We start from the raw sequence: 21,135 nt of genomic DNA, 5'->3' as shown, positions 1-21,135 counted from the left end.
GGCCCGCAGCCTGTTCCGCCGCCGACGGCACCCAGCCAGCGCCGCCGCCGGCGGCCGCATCGAGGAGCAGCACCATGAGCCTGGGCCTGAAGGAACGCGTCGCCGAGGCGGGCGCTCCGGCGCAGCCGGAGCATCCGGAAACGGACGCCGACCTGGTCTACTTCACCTCCGCTTCCGGCTACACCGGCCGGTTCGTGGAAAAACTTGGCCGGCCCGCCGGCCGCATCCCGCTCCACACCGCTTCACCCACTCTCCTGGCCACCCGCCCCTTCGTCCTCGTCCTGCCGACCTACGGCGGCACGGCGGCGCAGCCCGGGGCCGCTGCCAGGGGAGCAGTGCCAAAGCAGGTCATCAAGTTCCTCAACGTGGAGGCCAACCGCAGGCTCCTGCGGGGGGTCATCGGAGCGGGCAACACAAACTTCGGGGAGAACTACTGCCTGGCGGCGGACATCGTCGCCCAAAAGTGCAGGGTCCCCGTGCTGTATCGATTTGAACTTATGGGCACGTCCGAGGACGTCGCCACGGTCAACGAAGGATTGGAAGAGTTTTGGACACATCAGTCGCAGCAGTGACGGACTCCAAGGAAATGCCCGAGGAGTACAAGGGCCTGGGCTATCACGAGCTCAACGCGATGCTGAACCTCTACGGCAAGAACGGGGAGATCCAGTTCGACGCCGACCGCGCTGCTGCGCGCCAGTACTTCCTCCAGCACGTGAACAACAACACCGTCTTCTTCCATGACCTGGAGGAGAAGCTGGAGTACCTGGTCGCCAACCAGTACTACGAGCCCGAGACGCTCGAGCAGTACTCGATGGAGTTCATCAAGGACCTGTACAACCGGGCCTACAAGAAGAAGTTCCGGTTCGAGACCTTCCTCGGCGCGTTCAAGTTCTACACCTCGTACACGCTGAAGACCTTTGACGGCAAGCGGTACCTGGAGCGCTACGAGGACCGTGTGTGCATGGTCGCCCTGCACCTGGCCCGCGGCGACGAGCAGCTGGCCCAGCAGATGGTCGACGAGATCATGGACGGCCGCTTCCAGCCGGCCACCCCCACCTTCCTGAACGCGGGCAAGAAGCAGCGCGGCGAGCTGGTCTCCTGCTTCCTGCTGCGCATCGAAGACAACATGGAGTCCATCGGGCGTTCCATCAACTCCGCCCTGCAGCTGTCCAAGCGCGGCGGCGGCGTGGCCTTCGCGCTGACCAACATCCGCGAGGTGGGCGCGCCCATCAAGCAGATCGAGAACCAGTCCTCCGGCGTCATCCCGATCATGAAGCTGCTCGAAGACTCCTTCTCCTACGCCAACCAGCTCGGCGCCCGCCAGGGCGCCGGCGCGGTGTACCTGCACGCCCACCACCCGGACATCAACCGCTTCCTCGACACCAAGCGGGAGAACGCCGACGAGAAGATCCGCATCAAGACCCTCTCCCTCGGCGTCGTCGTTCCGGACATCACCTTCGAGCTGGCCAAGCGCGACGAGGAAATGTACCTGTTCTCCCCGTACGACGTCGAGAAGGTCTACGGCATGCCCTTCTCCGACATCTCGGTCACCGAGAAGTACTACGAGATGGTCGACGACGCGCGGATCAAGAAGACCAAGATCCGGGCCCGCGACTTCTTCCAGACCCTCGCGGAGATCCAGTTCGAGTCCGGCTACCCGTACATCATGTTCGAGGACACGGTGAACCGGGCCAACCCGATCGACGGCAAGATCATCATGTCCAACCTGTGCTCCGAGATCCTGCAGGTCTCCGAGCCGACGTCGTACCAGGAGGACCTCTCCTACGACGTCACCGGCAAGGACATCTCCTGCAACCTGGGTTCGATGAACATCGCCAAGACGATGGACTCCCCGGACTTCGGCCGCAGCGTGGAGACCGCCATCCGTGCGCTCACCGCCGTCTCGGACATGAGCCACATTGCCTCGGTGCCCTCGATCGCCAAGGGCAACGACCAGTCGCACGCGATCGGCCTGGGCCAGATGAACCTGCACGGCTACCTGGCCCGTGAGCGGGTGCATTACGGCTCCGAAGAGGGCCTGGACTTCACGAACATCTACTTCTACACGGTTGCCTACCACGCTGTGCGGGCGTCGAACCTGCTGGCCATCGAGACCGGCCGCAAGTTCGCCGGCTTCGACCGCTCCAAGTACGCCTCGGGGGAGTACTTCGACAAGTACACCCAGCGGGAGTGGGCGCCGAAGACGCAGCGGGTCCGTGAGCTGTTCGAGGGCGTGCACATCCCCACCCAGGCCGACTGGGAGGCGCTGAAGGCTTCGGTCATGGAGCACGGCATCTACAACCAGAACCTGCAGGCCGTTCCGCCGACCGGCTCGATCTCCTACATCAACAACTCGACCTCCTCGATCCACCCGGTGGCGTCGAAGATCGAGATCCGCAAGGAAGGCAAGATCGGCCGCGTCTACTACCCGGCGCCGTACCTGACGAACGACAACCTGGAGTACTACCAGGATGCGTACGAGATCGGCTACGAGAAGATCATCGACACCTACGCCGAGGCCACGCAGCACGTGGACCAGGGCCTGTCGCTGACGCTGTTCTTCAAGGACACCGCTACCACCCGCGACATCAACAAGGCGCAGATTTACGCCTGGCGCAAGGGCATCAAGACGATCTACTACATCCGCCTGCGCCAGCTCGCGCTCGAGGGCACCGAGGTTGAGGGCTGCGTCAGCTGCATGCTGTAACGCTCCGCTCCATCCCCTCGACGCAACAGATATTCAGACAAGGAAGACAATGACCGACAAGCTCAAGCTGATCGACCACGTGCAGGCGATCAACTGGAACCGGATCCAGGACGACAAGGACGTCGAGGTCTGGAACCGCCTGGTGAACAACTTCTGGCTGCCGGAGAAGGTGCCGCTGTCCAACGACGTGCAGTCGTGGAACACGCTCACCCCGGAGGAGCAGCAGCTCACCATGCGCGTGTTCACCGGCCTGACCCTGCTGGACACCGTGCAGGCCACGGTGGGCGCCGTGTCCCTGATCCCGGACGCCATCACTCCGCATGAGGAGGCCGTGTACACCAACATCGCCTTCATGGAGTCGGTGCACGCCAAGAGCTACTCCTCGATCTTCTCCACCCTGTGCTCCACCAAGGAGATCGACGAGGCGTTCCGCTGGTCGGTTGAGAACGAGAACCTGCAGAAGAAGGCGCAGATCGTCACGGACTACTACCGCGGCGACGATCCGCTCAAGCGCAAGGTGGCCTCCACCCTGCTCGAGTCCTTCCTCTTCTATTCCGGCTTCTACCTGCCGATGTACTGGTCCTCCCGGGCCAAGCTGACGAACACGGCCGACCTGATCCGCCTGATCATCCGCGACGAGGCCGTGCACGGCTACTACATCGGCTACAAGTTCCAGCGCGCCCTGGAGACCGTGTCCGAGGAGCGCCGCCAGGAGATCAAGGACTACACCTACGAGCTGCTGTTCGAGCTCTACGAGAACGAGGTCCAGTACACCCACTCGCTGTACGACGGGGTGGGCCTGGCCGAGGACGTCAAGAAGTTCCTGCACTACAACGCCAACAAGGCGCTGATGAACCTGGGCTACGAGGCGATGTTCCCGAGCACCGTCACCGACGTGAACCCGGCGATCCTCTCCGCGCTGTCCCCGAACGCCGACGAGAACCACGACTTCTTCTCCGGCTCCGGCTCCTCCTACGTGATCGGCAAGGCCGTGAACACGGAAGACGAAGACTGGGACTTCTAGTTCCTGCAGCAACACCATAAGTGCCGCCGCAGCGGGCCTCCGGGCCTGCCGCGGCGGCACTTTTGTGCCTGGCGGTGCGAGGATGGACCGCGACAGGCGCCGCAAGGGCGCCGCTTCGGGGGAAGTTGGGTCTCATGCCTTACGAAATCATCTCGGCGCTGGACCAGGGCAGCGGAGAAAGCGGCGGGTTTGTCGTCTGGATCGGCGTCGGCGCCGCAATCGCTGTGGTCCTGCTGATCGCTTTGACGCTCAAGACGAGGACTGGTGCCGGCAACGGCAACAGGAACGGCAGCAGCAGGCACCAGGTGCCGAGGAAACGGGCCTTTACCGCGGACAACGTGGTCACCCAGCGCTTCACCGCCGCCAGGTTCCAGGAAGGCTACGAGATGACGCAGGTGGACGATCTGCTCGCGAAGGCGGCTGCTGAACTGCGACGTCTGGAAGACGAAAACAACAGCCTGCAGCGGCAACCGGCGGCGCCCGGGAGAGGCGCTGCTCCTGCTGCCGCCCCGATCATCACTGCCGAAGACATCGTCAAGCACAAGTTCAATCCGACGCGGATGCGGCCCGGGTACGCCCAGGACGAGGTGGATGACTTCCTGGACGAGCTGGTGTTAGCCCTCAGAACCTGGACCTCAGAAAACGAGGAGCTCCGCGCCCGGTCCCTCGGCGGCGGTCAAAGCGGCCGCTGAGGAGGCGCCGGCGCCGGATCTCTAGGCCGGGGCGGGCCGCCACCCGTCCGCGTCGATGTCCAGCACCGCGGGCAGCCGGGCCGCCAAGCCCAGCCGCCCCAGGAGTTCCACGAGGTCGGCACGCGCAGCGGACACCACGACGGTCTCGCCCCGGTACTCATCTGCGATGCCGTCGAGCGTCGACCGGAGGTCCGTGCCGCCGGCCGCGTCGAACCTGCCGGCGGTCCTGTACCGGGAGAGCCAGTCCGGATCCGGCATGCCCCGCTCCATCAGCACCACGGTGGCCGGGCACTGCAGGTCGCTCACGGCGGGAAAGCGGCTCCGGCGGCCGCCGTCGGACGTCTCACTGAAAGTGCTCCGTGCCCACGAGCCGCTGCGTGGGCAGCGGAACCTCTATCGCGGCGGACATGTCGGCCGACTTCGCGATCGCGCCGGCCACCTCGAACGACACCGACACCCGGTCCCGGTGCACCTCTCGGATCAGTACCTTGTGGTGCTCCCCGTCAATCTCCAGCCACCAGTCCTGAAGCAGGAAGCGCAGACCCAGATCGTTCAGCAGCTGCTCCGCCTCGTCCAGCTCCAGGCCGGCGGCGCGGCGCCGCTGCAGCAGGTCGTACGGGACAAACTTTCCGTCGCTGTCCAGATGCAGATAGCCGACGTGTTCGCCGTCGACGTCGCGCAGATGGTCGAAGGTGTTCTCGGCAGGCATCGGCTCGGTCATGGCAGGAGCGTAGCCGCAGGCGGGGAGCTTCGGCGCTTCTACCCGGAAAACGGCTAGTCCCTCGGAGGCTTCTGCCGCTGCTGTTTGGTGGCGGAGCGCTGCTTCTTGGCCGTGAGCCGCCGGGCGTTGGAGCCGCGGGTCGGCTTGGTCCGGCGGCGCGCGGGCGGCCCGGGGGCGAGCGCCTGCGCGAGGAGGGCGGCAAGCTTGCCCAGTGCGATCTCCCGGTTGCGCAGCTGCGACCGCTGTTCGGAGGCCGTCACGGTCAGCACTCCGGCCGCCAGGCGGCCGGACAGGCGGCGCAGCAGTTCGGCGCGTTGCCCGTCCGTGAGGGCCGCCGAGTCCGCAACGTTCCAGGACACAGCGACCCGGCTGTCCGTAGTGTTCACATGCTGGCCGCCCGGGCCGGACGAGCGGGAAAAACGCCACTGGAGCTCCCCGTCGGGAATCGTCAGGGCGGGATTTACCACGAGGTCCATGACATACAGCCTTGCACAGGGAGCGTTTACCCTAGGCCTATGAATCCGTCCCCGTCGCCGGCTGTGTGGACCGCCGGCCTGCGCAAGGACTTCGGCAGCACGTCGGCCCTGGCCGGCATTGACCTGGAGGTCCCCGCCGGCAGCGTCTATGGCGTCATCGGACCCAACGGCGCCGGCAAGACGACCCTGCTGCGCCTGCTGCTGGACCTGCTGCGCCCCACCGGCGGGCAGATTCGAGTCCTCGGCGTCGATCCGCGCCGCGGCGGCCCAGGCCTGCGACGCCGAATCGGGTACCTGCCCGGCGAACTGAACGTGGAGCCGCGCGTGACCGGCAGGGAGCTGCTGCGCTTCTACGCGCGGATCAGCGGCCCGGTCGACCCAGTGACGGTTGCCGCGCTGGCTGAGCGGCTCGACGTCGACCTCTCCCGCCCGGTCCGGAACCTGTCCAAGGGCAACAAACAGAAACTTGGCCTTCTCCAGGCCTTCATGCACCGGCCGCCGCTGCTCATCCTTGACGAACCCACCAGCGGGCTGGATCCGCTGGTCCAGCAGGAGTTCCTCGCCCTGCTGAACGAGGCGCGCGACGCCGGGCAGACCGTCCTGCTCAGCTCGCACGTCCTCAGCGAAATCGAGCAGGCAGCCGACCGGGTTGCGATCCTGCGCTCGGGCCGGGTGGTCGCCGCGGCCACCACCGAAGCCGTCCGCGCCTCGGCCAGCCGCCGGGTGCGGGTCACGGCGCCGCCCGGAAGCGCGGACACGCTCCGAAGCCGGCTGGCCGCGGTGCCGGGGTACGACGCCGGGCAGGTGGCCGGCGGCACCGCGGAGGAGGAACAGACGACGATCCACGGCCGGTTTGACGGGGAGATCCCGGCGCTGGTCGCGGCGCTGGCCGGGCAGCCGATCACCGACCTGGTGCTTGAGGAGCCGGACCTGGAGGACGCCGTCCTGCGTTTCTACGCCGACCCTGTGGGGGAGCCGGGGATCTCCGGCACCATCGAGGGGACGGCCGACACATCCAGGGAGTCCCGGTGAACGGGGCACCGGTGTTCGCGCGGTCCCTGGCCCGCTCTTGGCGGGGCCTCCTGGGCTGGGCGGCAGCCATCCTGGCCGTGCTCGCGCTGTACCTGCCGCTGTACTCCTCGCTGGCCGGAGACCAGCTGCAGCAGCTGGTGCAGGGCCTGCCGCCTGAGCTGGTCTCGGCGCTGGGCTACGACGAGATCACCTCCGGGGCCGGCTACACCCAGTCCACGTTCTTTGGCCTGATCGGCTTCGTGCTCTTCACCATCGCGGCGGTGGCGTGGGGGACCCGGGCCCTCGCCGGTGACGAGGAGGCCGGCACCATGGAGCTGACGCTGGCCCACGCGGTGAGCCGGGTGCGGCTGGTGGTCGACCGCGCGGCGGCTGTCACCGCACGCCTGCTCGCCCTGGGCGTGTTCGCCGGGCTGGCGGTCCTGGCCTTCAACCGCCCGGCCGCCCTGGATCTGAAGCCGGCGCATGTCTGGGCTGCCAGCGCCGCGCTCACGGGGCTGGCGCTGCTCATCGCCGCCGTCGCGATGGCGGCAGGCGCTCTCACCGGCCGCCGGATCGCCGCAATGGGTGCGGCGGCAGGCGTTGCAGTGGCCGGCTACGCCCTCAACGCGGTGGCAAACCAGAACCCTGACCTGGCGGGCCTGCACCGGTTCTCGCCGTACCACTGGGCGTTCGGCGCCCGCCCGCTGGCCGACGGCGCCGACTGGGCCGGGCTCGCCGGCCTGTTTGGCGCGGCGCTGCTGCTGTTCGTGGTGGCCGGGCTGGCCCTGGACCGCCGGGACATCGGGAGGTAGGCCGCGGAGGATCGCCGCAGTCCCCGAGGCGCCTAGGGCAGCCGGTGAGGCCACAGCAGCGACGGGTGTCCGGCGTGTGCCGCATCCAGCGGAACCGGACTGACCAGCACCGCCAGGCCGCGGGCCAGCGTGCCGCTCGTCGTCGGCCGGCAGCGGAGCCCGCCCCGGCCGCGCATTGCCTTGTGCGCTCCCGGAGCCAGCACGGCGTCCATCCAGGCGCAGGGGTGGGCGTGCCGGCCGGCATGGAAGGTAACCGACCCGCCGGCGGTTTCCAGGGTGAACTCGTGGCCGATCAGCGGCACCAGCTCCGCGCCCCGAAGCACCAGGTTGCGGCGGGGGAGCAGCGGATCGAACGGCCCGGCGTCGAGCTCCGCCGCGATCGCCTCCAGCGATTCGACGGCGAACAGTGTGACGGCCGCGTCCATGTGCGCGGCCTTGCCGAAGAACCGGTCACCCACGATGCCCTTGCCGGCGACCACCTCCACCTGATCCGCATCGGTGGTGGCGACGTCGGCGGCGCCGTCCCGCGCCCGGCCGAAGTAGGCATGTCCCGGGGACACCAGCAGGTGCAGGATTTCGACGTCGTACCGGTACTGCTCGCTCATGCTTTCACGCTAACGCCTCGCCGCTCCCGGCCGGCAACTGCGCCCGCGGGACCTTGGGGTGCGGCGGACCTGTCCTGCCGGGTCCGGCCGCCGCCGTCGACGCCGCGGTGAACCGCCGCGCGAGCTCACCGAACGCCGCCGCCAGGTCGGGCGGGGACACCTCCTCGATCGCCGCGTCGAACCGGCCCAGGGAAGAGGCCAGGGCAATCCAGGACCAGGACCCGGCGTCCAGTCGGCACCGGGTGGGGCCCAGGTCCTCGACGGTCCCGTCCGCCGCGAACGGCTGCACCGCCGACGCCGGAAGGCTCAGCACCACCGTGCCCCGGCACGGCCAGTCATCCGTCGTCTCGGAGCCCTTGAACCGGGCGGCGAGGAACCGTCCGGCGTCACCGCCGGGGATGTCACGGGGCGTGAAGGGCGGGCCGGTGGGGGAGCGCGGGTGCATCCGGTCCGCACGGAAGATCCGCCAGTCCTGGCGCTGCAGGTCCCAGGCCACCAGATACCAGCGTCCTGCCACGTTCAGCAGATGATGCGGCTCCACCCGCCGCGGCCCGGCGTCCAGCGCCCGATCCGAGCGCGGTGGTTCATCGGCTCCGGCCGGGGGCTCCTGTGCCGGGGCATAGTCGAACCGCAGCACCTGCCGGGCGCGGACCGCCGCCGACAGGCTGAGCAGCACGTCCGGGGAGACCGCCGGTGCGGCGGCACCTCCGGTGCGGGGCACGGCCGAGAACTGCAGCGCATCCAGCCGATGCCGCAGCCTGGCGGGCAGCACCTGCCGTACGGTGGCCAGCGCCCGGGCGGCGCCCTCTTCGATGCCCGCCCCGGTGCTTCCGGCGGCCTGCAGGGCGACGGCGAGCGCGAGGGCCTGCTCGTCGTCGAACAGCAGCGGCGGCAGTTCCGCGCCGGCTTCCAGGCGGTATCCGCCGTCCGGTCCCTTGACCGACCGGACCCGGTAGCCCAGCTCCCGCAGCCGGTCCACGTCGCGGCGCACCGTGCGGTGACTGATCTCCAGCCGGCCCGCCAGCTCGTCTCCGGACCAGGTGCGATGCACCTGCAGCAGGGACAGCAGCTGGAGCATCCGGGAGGTCGTGGCCATAAAGGTCATCCTAGGTTTCAGTAGCGGCCATGTCCTGACCTCTACTGCTGTGAGAGTGAAGGAAGCCCGGAACGTCCGGGAATCCGTCCCAAGGAGCAGCCATGTCAGTCACCACCACACCCCACCTGAACTTCCGCGGCGATGCCGCAGTGGCGTTGGAGTTCTACCACTCAGTGTTCGGCGGCCGGCTTGTCCTCATCACCAATGAGGACGCCGGTGCCGTCGAGACGCAGGAGGAGGCCAAGCAGGTCAAGTTCGGGCAGGTCGTAGGCGAGAACGGGTTCTCCGTCATGGCCTACGACGTCCCGGCGAGCCAGACATACGACCAGGGCGACAAGTCCGCCTTCGTTTCCGTGCGCGGCGATTCGGCGGACGAGATCAGCGACCTGTGGACGCGGATGGCGGAGTCCTCCACGGTCCTTCAGCCCCTCGCCGCCTCGGCGTTCGCACCCCTCTACGGCATGCTGAAGGATCCCTTCGGCGTCGTCTGGGTGCTGGATGTTGCCGCGGCCTGGGAGGGCTGACCGCGTTCCACTGCGGAGCAGCAGCACGGAAGGACGTGCCGGCGGGCGGAATGTCCGCCGGCACCGGCCTGTTAACACAAATGAGGCCGCCGCAGGCAGCCTGAAAGCGTAACTGCAGGAAGGACACATGCAGACTCTCGAACAGAACGTCATCGACTACGTGCGCCGCTGGGGCAGGGTCCGCCCGCAGGATATTGCCGAGGAATTCGACCTCGGCGGAGTGGAGACCCTGAACGAGCTGACGAAGCTCGAAGACCGCGGCGCCCTCCGCCTGGTCGAGGGCGGCGACGGCACCTTCGCCGTCCCCACCGGCCAGTCCCTCTGTGATCCCTACACCGGGACCTGCATCTAGGCACGCAGCCCGCCGACGCCGTCGCGCCGCTACCGCGCCTTCACTACCGGCAGCTCAGCCCACTCGGTGGTGTAGCGCGGCGAGGAGTAGCGCCGCGCCATGGTCCACTCCGGTTTCGCCGTCGTGATCCCGCCGAGTCCCAGCCCGATGCTGGCCGCTCCGTACTTCCCGGTGACCTTGCCCAGCAGTTCGCCGAGGTTCCGCTGCTCCTGCTCGGGAACGAACACGTCCAGCAGCGGCTGCGCTCCCGCGGGGCTGAGCCCGGTGAGCATGACTCCCGCCTTCGTGTAGGCGACCCCTTCGACGACCTGCCCCTCCAACGCCCCGATGGCCGCCCGGCTGAGCACCACCGGATCCGCCGTCGGCGCCGGGAGCCGCACCGTCACGGACGGGAACGACGCCGCCCGCTCGCTGAAGCGCGAGGTGCCGGCGTAGGCGGTGATCACGCTGGCCAGCTGGCCCTCGCGCTCCAGTCGGGCTGCGGCCTGCTGCGCGTAGATGCTCATGACCTGCCGCATTTCGGCGGCGGTGGTGACCGGGGCCGCGAAGGACCGGGAAAAGATCAGCTGTTTGCGGTCCGCCCGCTCGTCCTCCATCGGAATGCATGGCGTCCCGTTCAGCTCCAGGACCGTGCGCTGCAGGATCACCGAGAACTTCCGGCGGATCAGCGCCGGGTCCGCCGCCTTCAGGTCGGCGACGGTCTCGATGCCCATGGCCGCCAGCTTGGCCCCCAGTCGTGAGCCGACGCCCCACAGCCCGGTCACCGGCACCCGCGCCATGATGGTGTCCACCACGGCCGGGTCCATGGTGTCCAGGTTGCAGACGCCGCCCAGATGCCGGTTCTGCTTGGCGATCCGGTTGGCGAACTTCGCCAGGGTCTTGGTGGGGCCGATGCCCACGCAGACCGGCAGGCCGGTGTTCCGGGCAACGGCGGCGCGGATCTCCGCACCCTGGCTCTGCAGCTCCGCGGGCGTGCCGGCCAGCCCGAGGAAGGACTCGTCGATGGAGTACACCTCCTGCCACAGCCCGTATCGGCCCAGCAGCTGCATCACCCGTGAGCTCATGTCCCCGTACAGCTCGTAGTTGCTGGAGCGCTGCACCAGGCCTGCCCGCGCGGCGCCGGCCGCCAGCTGGAACCAGGGGGTGCCGGTTTTGATGCCCAGGGCCTTCGCCTCATCCGAGCGGGCGACCACGCAGCCGTCATTGTTGGACAGCACGACGACGGGAATCCCCGCCAGCTTCGGATCGAAGGCGCGCTCGCAGGAGACGTAGAAGCTGTTGACGTCGACCAGGGCGATCCGTTCGGCGCGTGCCTCAGTCCGTTCCTCAGACATGGTGCAGGCACCGGGTGACGACGCCCCACACCGTCAGCTCCGCGGCGTCGGCCAGTTCCAGGTCCGGCGTGCCCCGGCTTTCGGCCCGCAGCAGCACCGCGTCTCCGCGCAGCAGCAGCCGGCGCACCAGCAGCTCGCCGTCGACCACCGCGACGACGACGGCGCCGTCGTGCGGGGTGCGGGAACGGTCCACGATCAGCTCGTCACCGCTGCTGATGCCAGCGTCGGCCATGGAATTCCCGTCCACGCGGACCACGTAGGTGGAGGTGGGGTCGCTGATCAGGTGTCGGTTCAGGTCGATCCGGCCGTCGAAGTAATCACGCGCCGGGCTGGGAAACCCTGCGGCGGTGGCGGCGTCGGCCTCCGCCGGCCCGGCCACGCGCCGGGAACGGTCCGCTGAGAACACCGCCATGCTCCGCCCCTCCCACAGTTCCGCACGATCGCGTATCGAACACACTTTCGAATACTAAGGCTAGCACCACGCTGCTACTCTGGCCCGCGACGACGGTGGGCGGGGACGGGAGCAGGCATGCGGACTCTGCGGGGATTCGGCCGGCTGCTGACCGAGCTGCCGCAGCCCGCCCGCAGCGGACTGCAGCTGGGCTACCTCCTGTTCCTTGCAGGTCTCCCGTTCGGAATCGCGAGCGGCCAGCTTCACTTCGGCGCCCTCGGGGCCGCTGCCTCCGGTGTGTGCTTCGCCGTCGCGGGCTGGTGCGTCTTCCGGAACGTCCGGGGTGCGGCGGCGGTTTGGTCGGCGATCTACCGGGAGTCCAAGGGCATTCCTCCGGAGGGGTTCACCATTGCGGACGTGCCCACGGTCAGGACGCTGGGCTTTTTCTACCTGCTGCTGGGGATGTGCTTCACCATCGGCGGCGTGGCCGGATTCCTCCAGGGCTGACGCCGGTTACCGGCCCAGCCGCTCCGCCAGCTGCTCGCGGGTGAAGGGCAGGTCCAGCAGGCTGAGCTTGAGCATCCCGCGCTGCGCGTGGCCTTCCTTGTCGAGGCGGATGACCTGTCCTGCGTGCGGGCGCAGCTTCATCAGCACCCGGGTGCCCGGGCGGGCCTCGCCCAGCAGGACGCCGTCGGCCTCCATCGCCACGGTTCCGCCTGCCTCGTCCAAGGCGATGGACAACCCGTCCTCGTGTCCGAGCACGAACGGGTGGCTGAACCCGGCCATCGGCGCCACCGGGGTGACGGCGACGGCGGGCAGCGCGGGGGAGACCACCGGACCGCCGGCGGCATAGCTGTACGCGGTGGAGCCGGCCGGGGTGGCGGTGATCAGACCGTCGGCCTTCACAAAGCCGTAGGGGATGCCGGCCACATCCAGATGGGCGTGGACCATGCCCTTGCCGGGCTGGCGGGTGAAGACAAAGTCGTTGAACACCAGATGCTGGGTCGCCACCCCGTCCGGCGAGGACACCGCGACGTCCAGGGCATGGTGGCCCTCAACGGAGAAGTCGCCGGCGGCCACCCGGTCCAGGGCCGCGTCCAGCTCGTCCGGCTGCAGCTCGATGAGGAAGCCAAGGTTGCCGTAGTTGGTGCCGAGCACCGGGACCGGCCGGTCCGCCACCAGGCGCATGGCGCCCAGCATGGTGCCGTCCCCGCCCAGGCTGACAATCACGTCCACCGCGGAGCGGAAACCGTCGTCATCCAGCAGCTGAACCCCCTCCGGAAGCCTGCCCTGAGCTGATGACAGGCCGACGATCCGGGCTTCGTGGGCGGCGGCCCAGCGGGTCAGCGATTCGACGGCGTCGGCGGTGGGTTTGGTGGGATGGACGATGAGTCCCACGGTGCGCATGGCAGGTCCTTTCAAACAGGGGGTGACCGCATCGTATCGACGGCGCCTGAAAGGTTGCCGGGGGTGCCGGCCGGGCGGAAGGAGTTTGGTCCGGGCCGCAGTGATCCGCCGCATGCGCGTCTACGGGCGGGGTGCCGGGGCGCTACGATTAAGCCCATGAACGTCGAGCTCCAGATCCCGCCCAAACTGGCCCGGGAACTCCAGGAGCTCGCCGACGAGCAGGGCGTCCCCATGGAGACGCTGCTGCTCAACGGCGCCCGGCTGCTGCTTGAGCACCGCTACCGGCGCAACATGCAGGCGTAGCCCGCCGCTTCCCGCTGCCGCTTTGCGCAGTTGCTGCCACCGCGCGCAGGCAGCGGCCGCCCAAACCGGCAGCGGCTAAGCGTCCTCCAACGCACGGCCCACACCCTGCAGCACGGCCAGCTGGGCCGGATTCAGCACATCGGCGGCATAGTCGTTGAACAGGGACAGCGACCGTCCGTCCAGCTCCGCCCCGTCATGGGCGGCGAGCGCTGCGCTCGCCGGTGCCAGCGCCGTCGCCAGGTCCGCGGCGAGGGCCTCAACCGCGGACGACGGCGCGTCCGCCGGCAGGGCGTCGAAGCGCTCCATCAGCACGGTCAGCGGCTCCAGGAGCCCCGGCGCGGCGATCATGTCGAACAGCTGCCCGATGGCAGCCCTGACGTTCTCCGACCCCAGATGCCCCAGCAGCACCAGCTGTTCACGATCCATCTTGGCGACCCGTGGCGGCAAGGTCCCGGCGGAGACCTGCAGGAACCGGGCCAGCTCGGGCGGCACGTCGGGCGGGTTGCGGTCGGCGCGGATCCGGGCGATCAGCCGACGCTGTTCGGTCAGCCGCTCCACCGCGGCGGCCAGCTCCCGGTCCAGCTCCTCCAGCGTCTGATCCACGGCGTCGGGGCCGGCCTCGCTTTCACCGGCGGGCCCTGCCCCGGGCTCCGGCTCGTCGAGGATGGGCGGCATCTGCTCCAGGGGCAGGCCCAGCGCGGCAAGTCTGCGGATCCGCAGGACCCGGATCAGGGCATGGACGTCGTACTCGCGGTACCCGTTGCTGCTGCGGGCAGGCTCGGCGAGCAGGCCGGTCTGGTGGTAGTGGCGCAGGGCGCGGACGGAGACGCCTGCCAGCTGCGCCAGTTCACTGCTCCTCAACGGCCATCGCCCTTTCCTGGTTCGTCCTGCCCTGGTCATCATTCCCCGGTTGCTCCTCGGGATCCGGCTCCAGCCTACGCAGCGGACGGCAGATCAGCGCGGCCGCTGCCGCGGCCAGCCAGAGTCCTGCCACCGCAGCGGCCGCCGCCGTCGGCCCCGCTGCTTCGATGCTCAGCGCACCGCCGAGGACCCCCAGGGGTCCGGCGACCATGAGGATCGCGTTCTGGGTGCCCATGACCCGCCCGCGCACGGCGTCCGGCACGACATCCAGGGTCAGCACGCCCGTCACGGCTCCGAGGATCCCGCTGCCGATGCCGACGACGACCGCGGCTGCGATGATCAGGCCGGGTGTCGGCAGCGGGGCGATCAGCACGACGCCGACGGCGGCCCCCGCCGTGCCCGCCGTGAACCAGCCGCGCCGGCCGCCGCGTGAGCCCAGCCCGGCGTACAGCCCAGCCCCGACCAGGGTTCCCGCCGCGAGCGCGCTGAGGACGAAACCGAGCAGCCCGGCGTTCCCGGCCAGATGGAAGTGCACCGGCAGGATCACGCCCTGCAGGGCGGACAACACCGCCACGGAGGCCAGGGAGACCAGCGTCAGCGCAGCCATCACCGGATTGGTCCGCAGGAACCGCCACCCGGCCAGCACCTCCAGCGGTCCCGCCGGAACCGTGCCTGCCGGTCCCGACGAATCCCCTGCCGGGCGCGCCTGGGCATCGACGCGGTCTCCGGCTCCGGCCTCGATCTGCCGGTTCTCCGCACGGCCGGCACTGCGCGGCAGCAGCAGGGTCAGCAGCGCGGCGGCCAGGGAGGTCGCCGCCGTGACCCATAGGACCACCGACCCGCTGAACACGCTCATCAGGGTTCCCGCCGCAGCCGGGCCGATGACGATCATCAGGGCCGTCAGGGCCTCCCGCAGGCCGACCAGCCGTTCGGCGGCCACTCCCGAGTGACGGACGACGGCGGGCAGCAGCGCCTCCCGGGCGGTCATGCCCGGCACGTCTCCCAGGGCCCCGACGATGCCGAGCAGCACGAACCAGCCCAGCTGCAGACCCCACAGCAGATCCACCAGCGGCAGGGCGGCGACGGCGGTCGCCGAGATCAGATCCGCAGCGACGGAGGCGGTGCGCCGGTTGAACCGGTCGATCAGCGCTCCGCCGAACACTCCGGCCAGGACGGCCGGCACGGCGGCGGACGCTGCGACCACACCGGTGTCGAGTGCGCTGCCGGTGGCCTGCAGGATGATCAGCGGCAACGCGACCGCAGCGATCGAGTTGCCCAGGATGGACAGTGCGTGTGAGCCGAGGTAGGCGGCTGAAATCGTTGACATGCTCCGAGCCAAAACCATGACGCAGGGGCGGGGTCAAGGGGGGATAACCCCCGCCCACGACGGCGCCCGGCCCCATACCGGCGGGCCCGGCCTGCGTAGGATGCTGAGTGACATGATCAACACCACCCCGGCGTCATCCGCCCGCCAGCTGCCGCCGGACGCCGACCAGACCGCCGACCACACCGCCGTTCTCGACGCCTTCTCCGACCGGCCCGGCCAAACGGATGCTGAATACCCTGACCCCGGCTACCCGGATCCGGCTCAGGGCCGCAGGCCCCGTCCGGCCTTCTTGCGCCCCGCAACCTGGCGGGCGTTCGGCTACCACTGGATCTCGCTGCTGCTGGCCCCGTTCGGCCTCGCCTACGCCGTCGCGGCGCTCACGCTGGGAGCCACGCTGGCTCCGACCTTCGGCGGGCTGGCGGTCGGTGCGGCGCTGGTGGCGGCCGCCCGTGTCCAGGGCCCGATCCACCGCCCGCTGGTCTTCCGCCTGCTCGGCCGCCGGGTGCCCGAACCGCCGCCCTTCCGGGCCCGGCCCGGCTTCCGCGGCTATGTCCGCTCCGGGCTGGCAGATGCCACCGGCTGGCGCGCGCTGGCCCACATGGTCCTGAGCTTCATCACTTCCACGGTGTCGGCCGTGCTGAGCATTACCCTGCTGGCCACCGGCCTGGGCTGCCTCACCTACTGGTTCTGGTACCGCTTCCTGCCTGCCCAGCAGGCCACCGACGGCTCCTGGCACCGCGGCACCCTGCTGGGGGCGGACACCTACATGGAAGGTCCGCTCTGGAACCTCGCCTACGTCGGCGTCGGGCTGCTGCTGACCTTCCTGATCTGGCCCGCCGTGAACAACGGTGCCGCCCGACTGCAGGCCGCGCTGGCGTCTGCGCTCCTGGGCCCGACGGCGGCGCAGCGCAGGATGGGTGAGCTCGAGGCCAGCCGCGGCGTGTCGGTCCAGGACGCAGACGCCCGCCTGCAGCGGATCGAACGTGACCTGCATGACGGCACCCAGGCCCAGCTGGTGGCCATCGCCATGAAGCTCGGTGACGCCCGCGAGCGCCTGGCGGCGCAGGACGTGCCGGAGGAGCTGCGGAACCTGCTGGACTCCGCCCACGGAACCGCGAAGGAGGCCCTGGTGGACCTGCGCGGCCTGGCCGCCGGCATCCGGCCCGCGGCCCTGAACGACGGGCTGGATACCGCCCTCGAATCGCTGGCCGCAGCCTCGCCGCAACCGGTCAGCCTCACTTATCTGCTGCCCGGCCGGCCGGCTCCTGCCGTGGAGGCCATCGCCTACTTCAGCGCTGCGGAGTTGCTGAACAACGTCGCCAAACACGCCGCAGCCTCCCGTGCGTGGCTGCGGGTGGAGCCGGGCGCCGAGCCCGGAACGCTGGTCCTGACCGTCCGCGACGACGGGCGCGGCGGTGCCGATCCGGCGTCGGGCACGGGCCTGGCGGGCCTGGCCGAGCGGGTGCGGACCGTGGACGGGGAACTGCGCGTCTCCTCTCCGGCTGGCGGCCCGACGACTGTCACGGTTCTGCTGCCGTTTTCCTGATACCTGCCCCGGTGGGGCAAGCTGCAGGAATGAGGATCGCGATTGCCGAGGATTCCGCCCTGCTCCGGGCCGGGCTGAGCGAGTTGCTGGCCGGGCGCGGGCATGAGGTCACGGCCGCCGTCGACAACGCGGAGGACCTGCTGGCCGCGGTGAACCGGACGGCGCCCGACGTCGTCGTCCTGGACAACCGGATGCCGCCCACGCACACCCATGAAGGCGTCCGGGGGGCGCTGGCCCTGCGCAGCAGCCATCCCACGGTTGGTGTGCTGCTGCTGTCCCAGTACGTCGAGACCCGCTACGCCGCCCGGCTCTTCGCCGGCCACCCCGCAGGCACCGGCTACCTGCTCAAGGACCGGGTGGCCGACGTCGCCAGCTTCCTGCAGTCCCTGGAACGCATCGCCGCCGGCGAGACAGTGCTGGATCCGGAGGTGGTGCGGCAGCTGATGGGAGCCTCCGGCCGGCACGCGGAACTGGCCGCGCTCACGCCGCGGGAGCAGGACGTGCTGGCCCTGATGGCCCAGGGCCGGACGAACGCCGGCATCTGCGCGGACCTGTTCCTCTCCGCCGGGGCGGTGGAGAAGAACATCACCGCCATCTTCGCCAAGCTTGGGCTGCATCCGGACGCGGGGGACCACCGGCGGGTACTGGCCGTGCTGAAGTACCTGGAGGGTGCGCAGTGAGCGCCGGGGGCGTTCCGGCCCTGTTCACCGGACTCAGCGCGTTCCCGCTGACCCCGCTGGCCGGCGACGCCGTCGACGAGGCGGCGTTCGCGGCCCTGGTGGCCCGGGCTGCGGGCGCCGGCGTGGACTCCGTCACCGTGCTGGGCTCCACCGGCTCCTACGCCTACCTGGACGCCGCGGAGCGGGCATTCGTGTCCCGCATCGCCGTCGACGCCGCCGCAGGAGTTCCCGTCTTCGTCGGCGTCGGGGCGCTGCGCACCTCCCAGGTGCTGGCCAACGTGGCCGCTGCCGAGGACGCCGGCGCCGCGGGCGTGCTGCTGGCCCCGGTGAGCTACCAGCCGCTGACCGACGACGACGTCTTCGGCCTCTTCGCCGACGTCACCGCCCGGACCAGCCTGCCGGTGATCGTCTACGACAACCCCGGCACCACCCGGTTCCGCTTCAGCGTGGACCTGTACGGGCGGATTGCCGAACTGCCCGGCATCGCGTCGATCAAGATTCCGGGCGTGCCCACCGATCCGGAACAGGCCCGGGGCCACGTCAGCGCCATCCGCGCCGCCGTTCCGGCGCATGTGGGCATCGGCGTCTCCGGCGACGCGCGGGCAGCGGACGGGCTCGCCGCCGGCTGTGACGCCTGGTATTCGGTGGTCGGCGGGCTGTTCCCGTCTCCGGCGATGCGTCTGGTGCGTGCCGCGCAGGCCGGGCACCACGACGTCGCGGCCGCCGAATCGGACCGGCTCGCCCCGCTCTGGGGCCTTTTTGCGGAGTTCGGCAGCGTCCGGGTGATTGCCGCGGCAGCCGAGCAGCTGGGCCTGGCCCGGCGCTCCTGCCTGCCGCTGCCGCTGCGGGGGCTGGACGACGCGCAGCGCTCACGGCTGGCAGACGTGCTCCGGGAGATCGGACTGGACAGCTAGGGGAAGGGTCTAGGCCTGGCCCTCCGTGGCCTGGCGCCGGCCGGTTGCCAGCGCCGCAACGACGCCGCCGTCCACCAGCAGGTCGGTGCCGGTGATGAAGGAGGCATCCGCGCTGAGCAGGAACGCCGTCGCGTTGGCAATGTCTTCCGGGGTGCCGAGCCGGCCGGTGCCGGACGCCTCGATCATCGCCCGCATCTGCGCTCCGGAGCTTCCGGCGAGTTCCTGCTGTCCCATCGCCGTCGAGATCACCCCGGGGCTGATGCTGTTGACCCGGGCGCTCCGCAGGCCCCAGGTGCGGCTGGCGGCCTGGACCCGCAGCTGGTTACCGCGCTTGGCAATGCTGTAGGCCGTCCCGGGGTCGTCGAGCCCGGCGATGAACGGCAGGGTCAGGAGCTGCTCCACCGGGGCGGTGGCGAGCGCGGCCTCCGCCTCGGCCGGGAGGCTGCCGGCGGCCATCTGTCCGGACATGCTGGAGATGAACACGCCGGCTCCGCCGGGGGCGATGATCTGCCCGAACTCCTCCAGCACCAGGGCGAAGCCGAGCAGGTCCACCCGGCGGATGGCCTCAACGGGCGCCTGGACCGGGGACACACCGGCGGTATGCACCACGTGTTCCACCATGCCCATGGACTGCGCCCGGGCGGCGAGCGCGGCCACGGACTCCGGGGCGGACACATCCACGTGCTGGGCGGTCACCTCGTAGCCGTCAGCGGCCGCGGCGGCTGCGACGTCGGTGAGCGTGCCCTCGTGGAAGTCGGCCAGCAGCACCTTCCGGCCCGCTCCCAGCCGGCGGAGCACCGCCTGGCCCATGCCGCCGACGCCGATGATCACCAGTGATCCGAATGCCATGGAACTCTCCCGGGTAGACGCCGCTTTTGTTTCTGACCCTAGTCCAGGCGCGGAGGCCTGTCAGCGCTCCGCGGCCGGGTTGGTCGGGCAGTCGGCCGACAGCCGTTCACCACGCGAAACACGACCGGTCCGGAAACCTCAGCCGCCAAGCGCACTTTGGATGCTGGACCTCATTGAGCAAACGGTGGGAATAACGGTCGAAGCGAGTAGAGCAAGTAAACCGGTGCTGACCACTGCGGCCCAGGGGATCCAGCTGACCACAAAGAGTGTGCCCGGAACGACGCTGTTCATGGCCGTCCAGACGGTTGCCAGTGTGGGGATGAGGACAAGCAGACTGAGTATGGCCGCAGTGGCTGTGTAGATAACAGCTTCCAGAACGGCGGTGATCACGATAGTCGACGGAGTGCCTCCAGCAGCAAGGACCAGGGCATTCTCACGCTCCCGGGACCGTCCGGACATGTACACGGTGACTGCTGCCGCCAGAGTGGCCAGGACCATGGGCGCCCCGTAGATCAGGAGGTTTCCCGCAGTGTCCACGGGTGAGCCTGGGGCCCCGGAGGTGAGGCTGAGTGCCTGCTGGAACATCGCGTAAACGCTGGTAAAGGAACATACAAGAATGAGCCCCAGCGTCAATGGCACTACGGAGCTCGCGCTTTGCCTGACCCGGTAGCGGCTGGCGTTGCGGGCCAGGAACCAGGCTGGTGAAAGTCCGGGCGGAAAGGCAGCTGTCCAGCTCCTCAGGACAAGCGGGACAACGGCGGGGCCGGCGCAGGCGGCAGCGCATCCAAATACGAAAGGGATGAGGAAACCGTTGGAACCGATCCCGGACAGGGGGATCGATTGAATCCCCATGCACAGACCCGCTCCTGCAACGACCAAAAGGACGAACCATATCCAACGCATTGTGCTCATGGCACCCCTGGGGGTTTCAGGGGAACGCAACGCCACGATCGGCGGGGTCTTCCCCGCATCCCGGGCCGGCCTGAGGCCCGCAGCAAGAGTCAGCAGAACGGAGAGAGCAACTACGATGGCGCCGGCTGCCGGCGGTAGGGAGGAATCCAGTTCGGCAAGAGAGGGGACCCGTCCGCCTAACCAATCGAACAGCGGGTTGATCAATGGCTGCCCCGCAAAGACGCCCCCGGTACCTGCAAGCAGCGCAATTGTGGCCAACTGACGCCTCACGACACGAGCCACTCCTCCAGGCGATACCCCTGCCAGCTGCCACAGGGCGTATGACCGGCGCTGTTCGCTGACAGTGAGCTGGGCAACCGACGTAATGACCACTGCCGTAGTTACGGCAGTCAGCGCCGCCGGTGTGACCGCAAATCCTACGATTCCCTCAAAGTCTCCCGCACTGATCTGACCTGCTCTCCACAGACTCAGTCCGGTGGAAATGATGCCCGCGGACACGGTCAGGAAGATAGCTGCAGCAGCGATGACGATGAACGTGCCGAGCCAGAGTCTGAGGTTGTGCCGCAGTTCGGCAAGCACGAGATGGACCAT

At 69.4% G+C, this 21,135-nt stretch carries 25 protein-coding genes; 13 read left to right on the top strand and 12 right to left on the bottom strand.

Annotated features, from left to right (window positions below):
• Nucleotides 1-74: 74 nt before the first annotated feature.
• From nrdI to AC5RV6_RS10235, 4 genes are all read left to right on the top strand, one after another.
• Nucleotides 75-572, top strand: a complete 498-nt coding sequence (nrdI, locus tag AC5RV6_RS10250; protein WP_494007200.1) for a class Ib ribonucleoside-diphosphate reductase assembly flavoprotein NrdI — start codon at nucleotides 75-77, stop codon at nucleotides 570-572.
• Between the two features lie 14 nt (nucleotides 573-586).
• On the top strand, nucleotides 587-2,707 hold the full coding sequence (nrdE, locus tag AC5RV6_RS10245; protein WP_494007399.1) for a class 1b ribonucleoside-diphosphate reductase subunit alpha: 2,121 nt from the start codon (nucleotides 587-589) through the stop codon (nucleotides 2,705-2,707).
• Nucleotides 2,708-2,756: 49 nt separating this feature from the next.
• The gene (nrdF, locus tag AC5RV6_RS10240; RefSeq protein ID WP_494007199.1) at nucleotides 2,757-3,731 is read left to right on the top strand and encodes a class 1b ribonucleoside-diphosphate reductase subunit beta; all 975 of its coding nucleotides are present in this window, start codon (nucleotides 2,757-2,759) and stop codon (nucleotides 3,729-3,731) included.
• 134 nt (nucleotides 3,732-3,865) lie between these two features.
• Nucleotides 3,866-4,423: a DivIVA domain-containing protein gene (locus AC5RV6_RS10235; protein ID WP_494007198.1), complete on the top strand. Its 558-nt coding sequence runs from the start codon at nucleotides 3,866-3,868 to the stop codon at nucleotides 4,421-4,423.
• Nucleotides 4,424-4,444: 21 nt separating this feature from the next.
• On the opposite strand, the gene AC5RV6_RS10230 is transcribed toward AC5RV6_RS10235, so the two are convergent.
• Genes AC5RV6_RS10230 through arfB form a run of 3 tightly spaced genes read right to left on the bottom strand, consistent with a single transcriptional unit; the run spans nucleotide 4,445 to nucleotide 5,620 of the window.
• On the bottom strand, nucleotides 4,445-4,729 hold the full coding sequence (locus tag AC5RV6_RS10230) for a hypothetical protein (RefSeq protein WP_494007197.1): 285 nt from the start codon (nucleotides 4,727-4,729) through the stop codon (nucleotides 4,445-4,447).
• A gap of 37 nt (nucleotides 4,730-4,766) precedes the next feature.
• Nucleotides 4,767-5,144, bottom strand: a complete 378-nt coding sequence (locus tag AC5RV6_RS10225; protein WP_494007196.1) for a serine/threonine protein phosphatase — start codon at nucleotides 5,142-5,144, stop codon at nucleotides 4,767-4,769.
• 53 nt (nucleotides 5,145-5,197) lie between these two features.
• The gene (gene arfB, locus AC5RV6_RS10220; protein ID WP_494007195.1) at nucleotides 5,198-5,620 is read right to left on the bottom strand and encodes an alternative ribosome rescue aminoacyl-tRNA hydrolase ArfB; all 423 of its coding nucleotides are present in this window, start codon (nucleotides 5,618-5,620) and stop codon (nucleotides 5,198-5,200) included.
• 39 nt (nucleotides 5,621-5,659) lie between these two features.
• On the opposite strand from arfB, the gene AC5RV6_RS10215 reads away from it, so the two are divergent.
• Both AC5RV6_RS10215 and AC5RV6_RS10210 read left to right on the top strand, forming a co-directional pair.
• Entirely contained in the window at nucleotides 5,660-6,652 is a 993-nt protein-coding gene (locus AC5RV6_RS10215; protein WP_494007194.1) for an ABC transporter ATP-binding protein, read from the top strand.
• Nucleotides 6,649-7,443, top strand: coding sequence for an ABC transporter permease subunit (locus tag AC5RV6_RS10210; RefSeq protein WP_494007193.1), 795 nt, complete (start codon nucleotides 6,649-6,651; stop codon nucleotides 7,441-7,443). The genes AC5RV6_RS10215 and AC5RV6_RS10210 overlap by 4 nt, the downstream gene beginning before the upstream one ends.
• Nucleotides 7,444-7,475: 32 nt before the next feature.
• Here the strand turns inward: AC5RV6_RS10210 and AC5RV6_RS10205 are convergent, their stop codons facing one another.
• The gene (locus AC5RV6_RS10205) at nucleotides 7,476-8,048 is read right to left on the bottom strand and encodes an MOSC domain-containing protein (RefSeq protein WP_494007192.1); all 573 of its coding nucleotides are present in this window, start codon (nucleotides 8,046-8,048) and stop codon (nucleotides 7,476-7,478) included.
• A 4-nt stretch (nucleotides 8,049-8,052) separates the two neighbouring features.
• Nucleotides 8,053-9,144 (bottom strand): helix-turn-helix transcriptional regulator, encoded by a 1,092-nt coding sequence (locus tag AC5RV6_RS10200; protein ID WP_494007191.1) that lies wholly within the window; start codon nucleotides 9,142-9,144, stop codon nucleotides 8,053-8,055.
• A 101-nt stretch (nucleotides 9,145-9,245) separates the two neighbouring features.
• On the opposite strand from AC5RV6_RS10200, the gene AC5RV6_RS10195 reads away from it, so the two are divergent.
• Both AC5RV6_RS10195 and AC5RV6_RS10190 read left to right on the top strand, forming a co-directional pair.
• The gene (locus AC5RV6_RS10195) at nucleotides 9,246-9,668 is read left to right on the top strand and encodes a VOC family protein (RefSeq protein WP_494007190.1); all 423 of its coding nucleotides are present in this window, start codon (nucleotides 9,246-9,248) and stop codon (nucleotides 9,666-9,668) included.
• A gap of 127 nt (nucleotides 9,669-9,795) precedes the next feature.
• Complete coding sequence (locus tag AC5RV6_RS10190; protein WP_494007189.1) at nucleotides 9,796-10,020, top strand: hypothetical protein; 225 nt, start codon at nucleotides 9,796-9,798, stop codon at nucleotides 10,018-10,020.
• 29 nt (nucleotides 10,021-10,049) lie between these two features.
• Here AC5RV6_RS10190 and AC5RV6_RS10185 read toward each other — a convergent pair whose 3' ends face one another.
• Entirely contained in the window at nucleotides 10,050-11,354 is a 1,305-nt protein-coding gene (locus AC5RV6_RS10185) for a Y-family DNA polymerase (protein ID WP_494007188.1), read from the bottom strand.
• Nucleotides 11,347-11,766 (bottom strand): translesion error-prone DNA polymerase V autoproteolytic subunit, encoded by a 420-nt coding sequence (gene umuD, locus AC5RV6_RS10180; RefSeq protein ID WP_494007187.1) that lies wholly within the window; start codon nucleotides 11,764-11,766, stop codon nucleotides 11,347-11,349. Before umuD ends, AC5RV6_RS10185 begins: the two co-directional genes overlap by 8 nt.
• A gap of 117 nt (nucleotides 11,767-11,883) precedes the next feature.
• On the opposite strand from umuD, the gene AC5RV6_RS10175 reads away from it, so the two are divergent.
• Entirely contained in the window at nucleotides 11,884-12,252 is a 369-nt protein-coding gene (locus tag AC5RV6_RS10175) for a hypothetical protein (RefSeq protein ID WP_494007186.1), read from the top strand.
• A gap of 6 nt (nucleotides 12,253-12,258) precedes the next feature.
• Here AC5RV6_RS10175 and AC5RV6_RS10170 read toward each other — a convergent pair whose 3' ends face one another.
• On the bottom strand, nucleotides 12,259-13,152 hold the full coding sequence (locus AC5RV6_RS10170) for an NAD(+)/NADH kinase (RefSeq protein ID WP_494007185.1): 894 nt from the start codon (nucleotides 13,150-13,152) through the stop codon (nucleotides 12,259-12,261).
• Between the two features lie 156 nt (nucleotides 13,153-13,308).
• Here AC5RV6_RS10170 and AC5RV6_RS10165 point away from each other — a divergent pair, with 156 nt between their 5' ends.
• Nucleotides 13,309-13,455, top strand: a complete 147-nt coding sequence (locus AC5RV6_RS10165) for a hypothetical protein (RefSeq protein ID WP_494007184.1) — start codon at nucleotides 13,309-13,311, stop codon at nucleotides 13,453-13,455.
• Between the two features lie 75 nt (nucleotides 13,456-13,530).
• Here the strand turns inward: AC5RV6_RS10165 and AC5RV6_RS10160 are convergent, their stop codons facing one another.
• Together AC5RV6_RS10160 and AC5RV6_RS10155 are read right to left on the bottom strand one after the other, a co-directional pair.
• The gene (locus AC5RV6_RS10160; RefSeq protein WP_494007183.1) at nucleotides 13,531-14,316 is read right to left on the bottom strand and encodes a MerR family transcriptional regulator; all 786 of its coding nucleotides are present in this window, start codon (nucleotides 14,314-14,316) and stop codon (nucleotides 13,531-13,533) included.
• Nucleotides 14,303-15,643, bottom strand: a complete 1,341-nt coding sequence (locus AC5RV6_RS10155) for an MFS transporter (RefSeq protein WP_494007182.1) — start codon at nucleotides 15,641-15,643, stop codon at nucleotides 14,303-14,305. Before AC5RV6_RS10155 ends, AC5RV6_RS10160 begins: the two co-directional genes overlap by 14 nt.
• A gap of 112 nt (nucleotides 15,644-15,755) precedes the next feature.
• Here AC5RV6_RS10155 and AC5RV6_RS10150 point away from each other — a divergent pair, with 112 nt between their 5' ends.
• The 3 genes from AC5RV6_RS10150 to AC5RV6_RS10140 are packed head-to-tail and all read left to right on the top strand — an operon-like array spanning nucleotide 15,756 to nucleotide 18,783.
• Nucleotides 15,756-17,189 carry a sensor histidine kinase gene (locus AC5RV6_RS10150; protein WP_494007181.1) on the top strand — a complete coding sequence of 478 codons (1,434 nt, stop codon included), beginning with the start codon at nucleotides 15,756-15,758 and terminating at the stop codon, nucleotides 17,187-17,189.
• A 29-nt stretch (nucleotides 17,190-17,218) separates the two neighbouring features.
• On the top strand, nucleotides 17,219-17,869 hold the full coding sequence (locus AC5RV6_RS10145) for a response regulator transcription factor (RefSeq protein WP_494007180.1): 651 nt from the start codon (nucleotides 17,219-17,221) through the stop codon (nucleotides 17,867-17,869).
• A gap of 20 nt (nucleotides 17,870-17,889) precedes the next feature.
• Nucleotides 17,890-18,783, top strand: coding sequence for a dihydrodipicolinate synthase family protein (locus AC5RV6_RS10140; protein WP_494007398.1), 894 nt, complete (start codon nucleotides 17,890-17,892; stop codon nucleotides 18,781-18,783).
• Between the two features lie 9 nt (nucleotides 18,784-18,792).
• Here the strand turns inward: AC5RV6_RS10140 and AC5RV6_RS10135 are convergent, their stop codons facing one another.
• Nucleotides 18,793-19,632, bottom strand: a complete 840-nt coding sequence (locus AC5RV6_RS10135) for an SDR family oxidoreductase (protein ID WP_494007179.1) — start codon at nucleotides 19,630-19,632, stop codon at nucleotides 18,793-18,795.
• A gap of 138 nt (nucleotides 19,633-19,770) precedes the next feature.
• Nucleotides 19,771-21,135 carry an FtsX-like permease family protein gene (locus tag AC5RV6_RS10130; RefSeq protein ID WP_494007178.1) on the bottom strand — a complete coding sequence of 455 codons (1,365 nt, stop codon included), beginning with the start codon at nucleotides 21,133-21,135 and terminating at the stop codon, nucleotides 19,771-19,773.

Source organism: Arthrobacter saudimassiliensis (assembly GCF_059090665.1).
The sequence above is the reverse complement of the archived record's forward strand: the minus strand, read 5'-3'. Positions and strand labels throughout refer to the sequence as shown.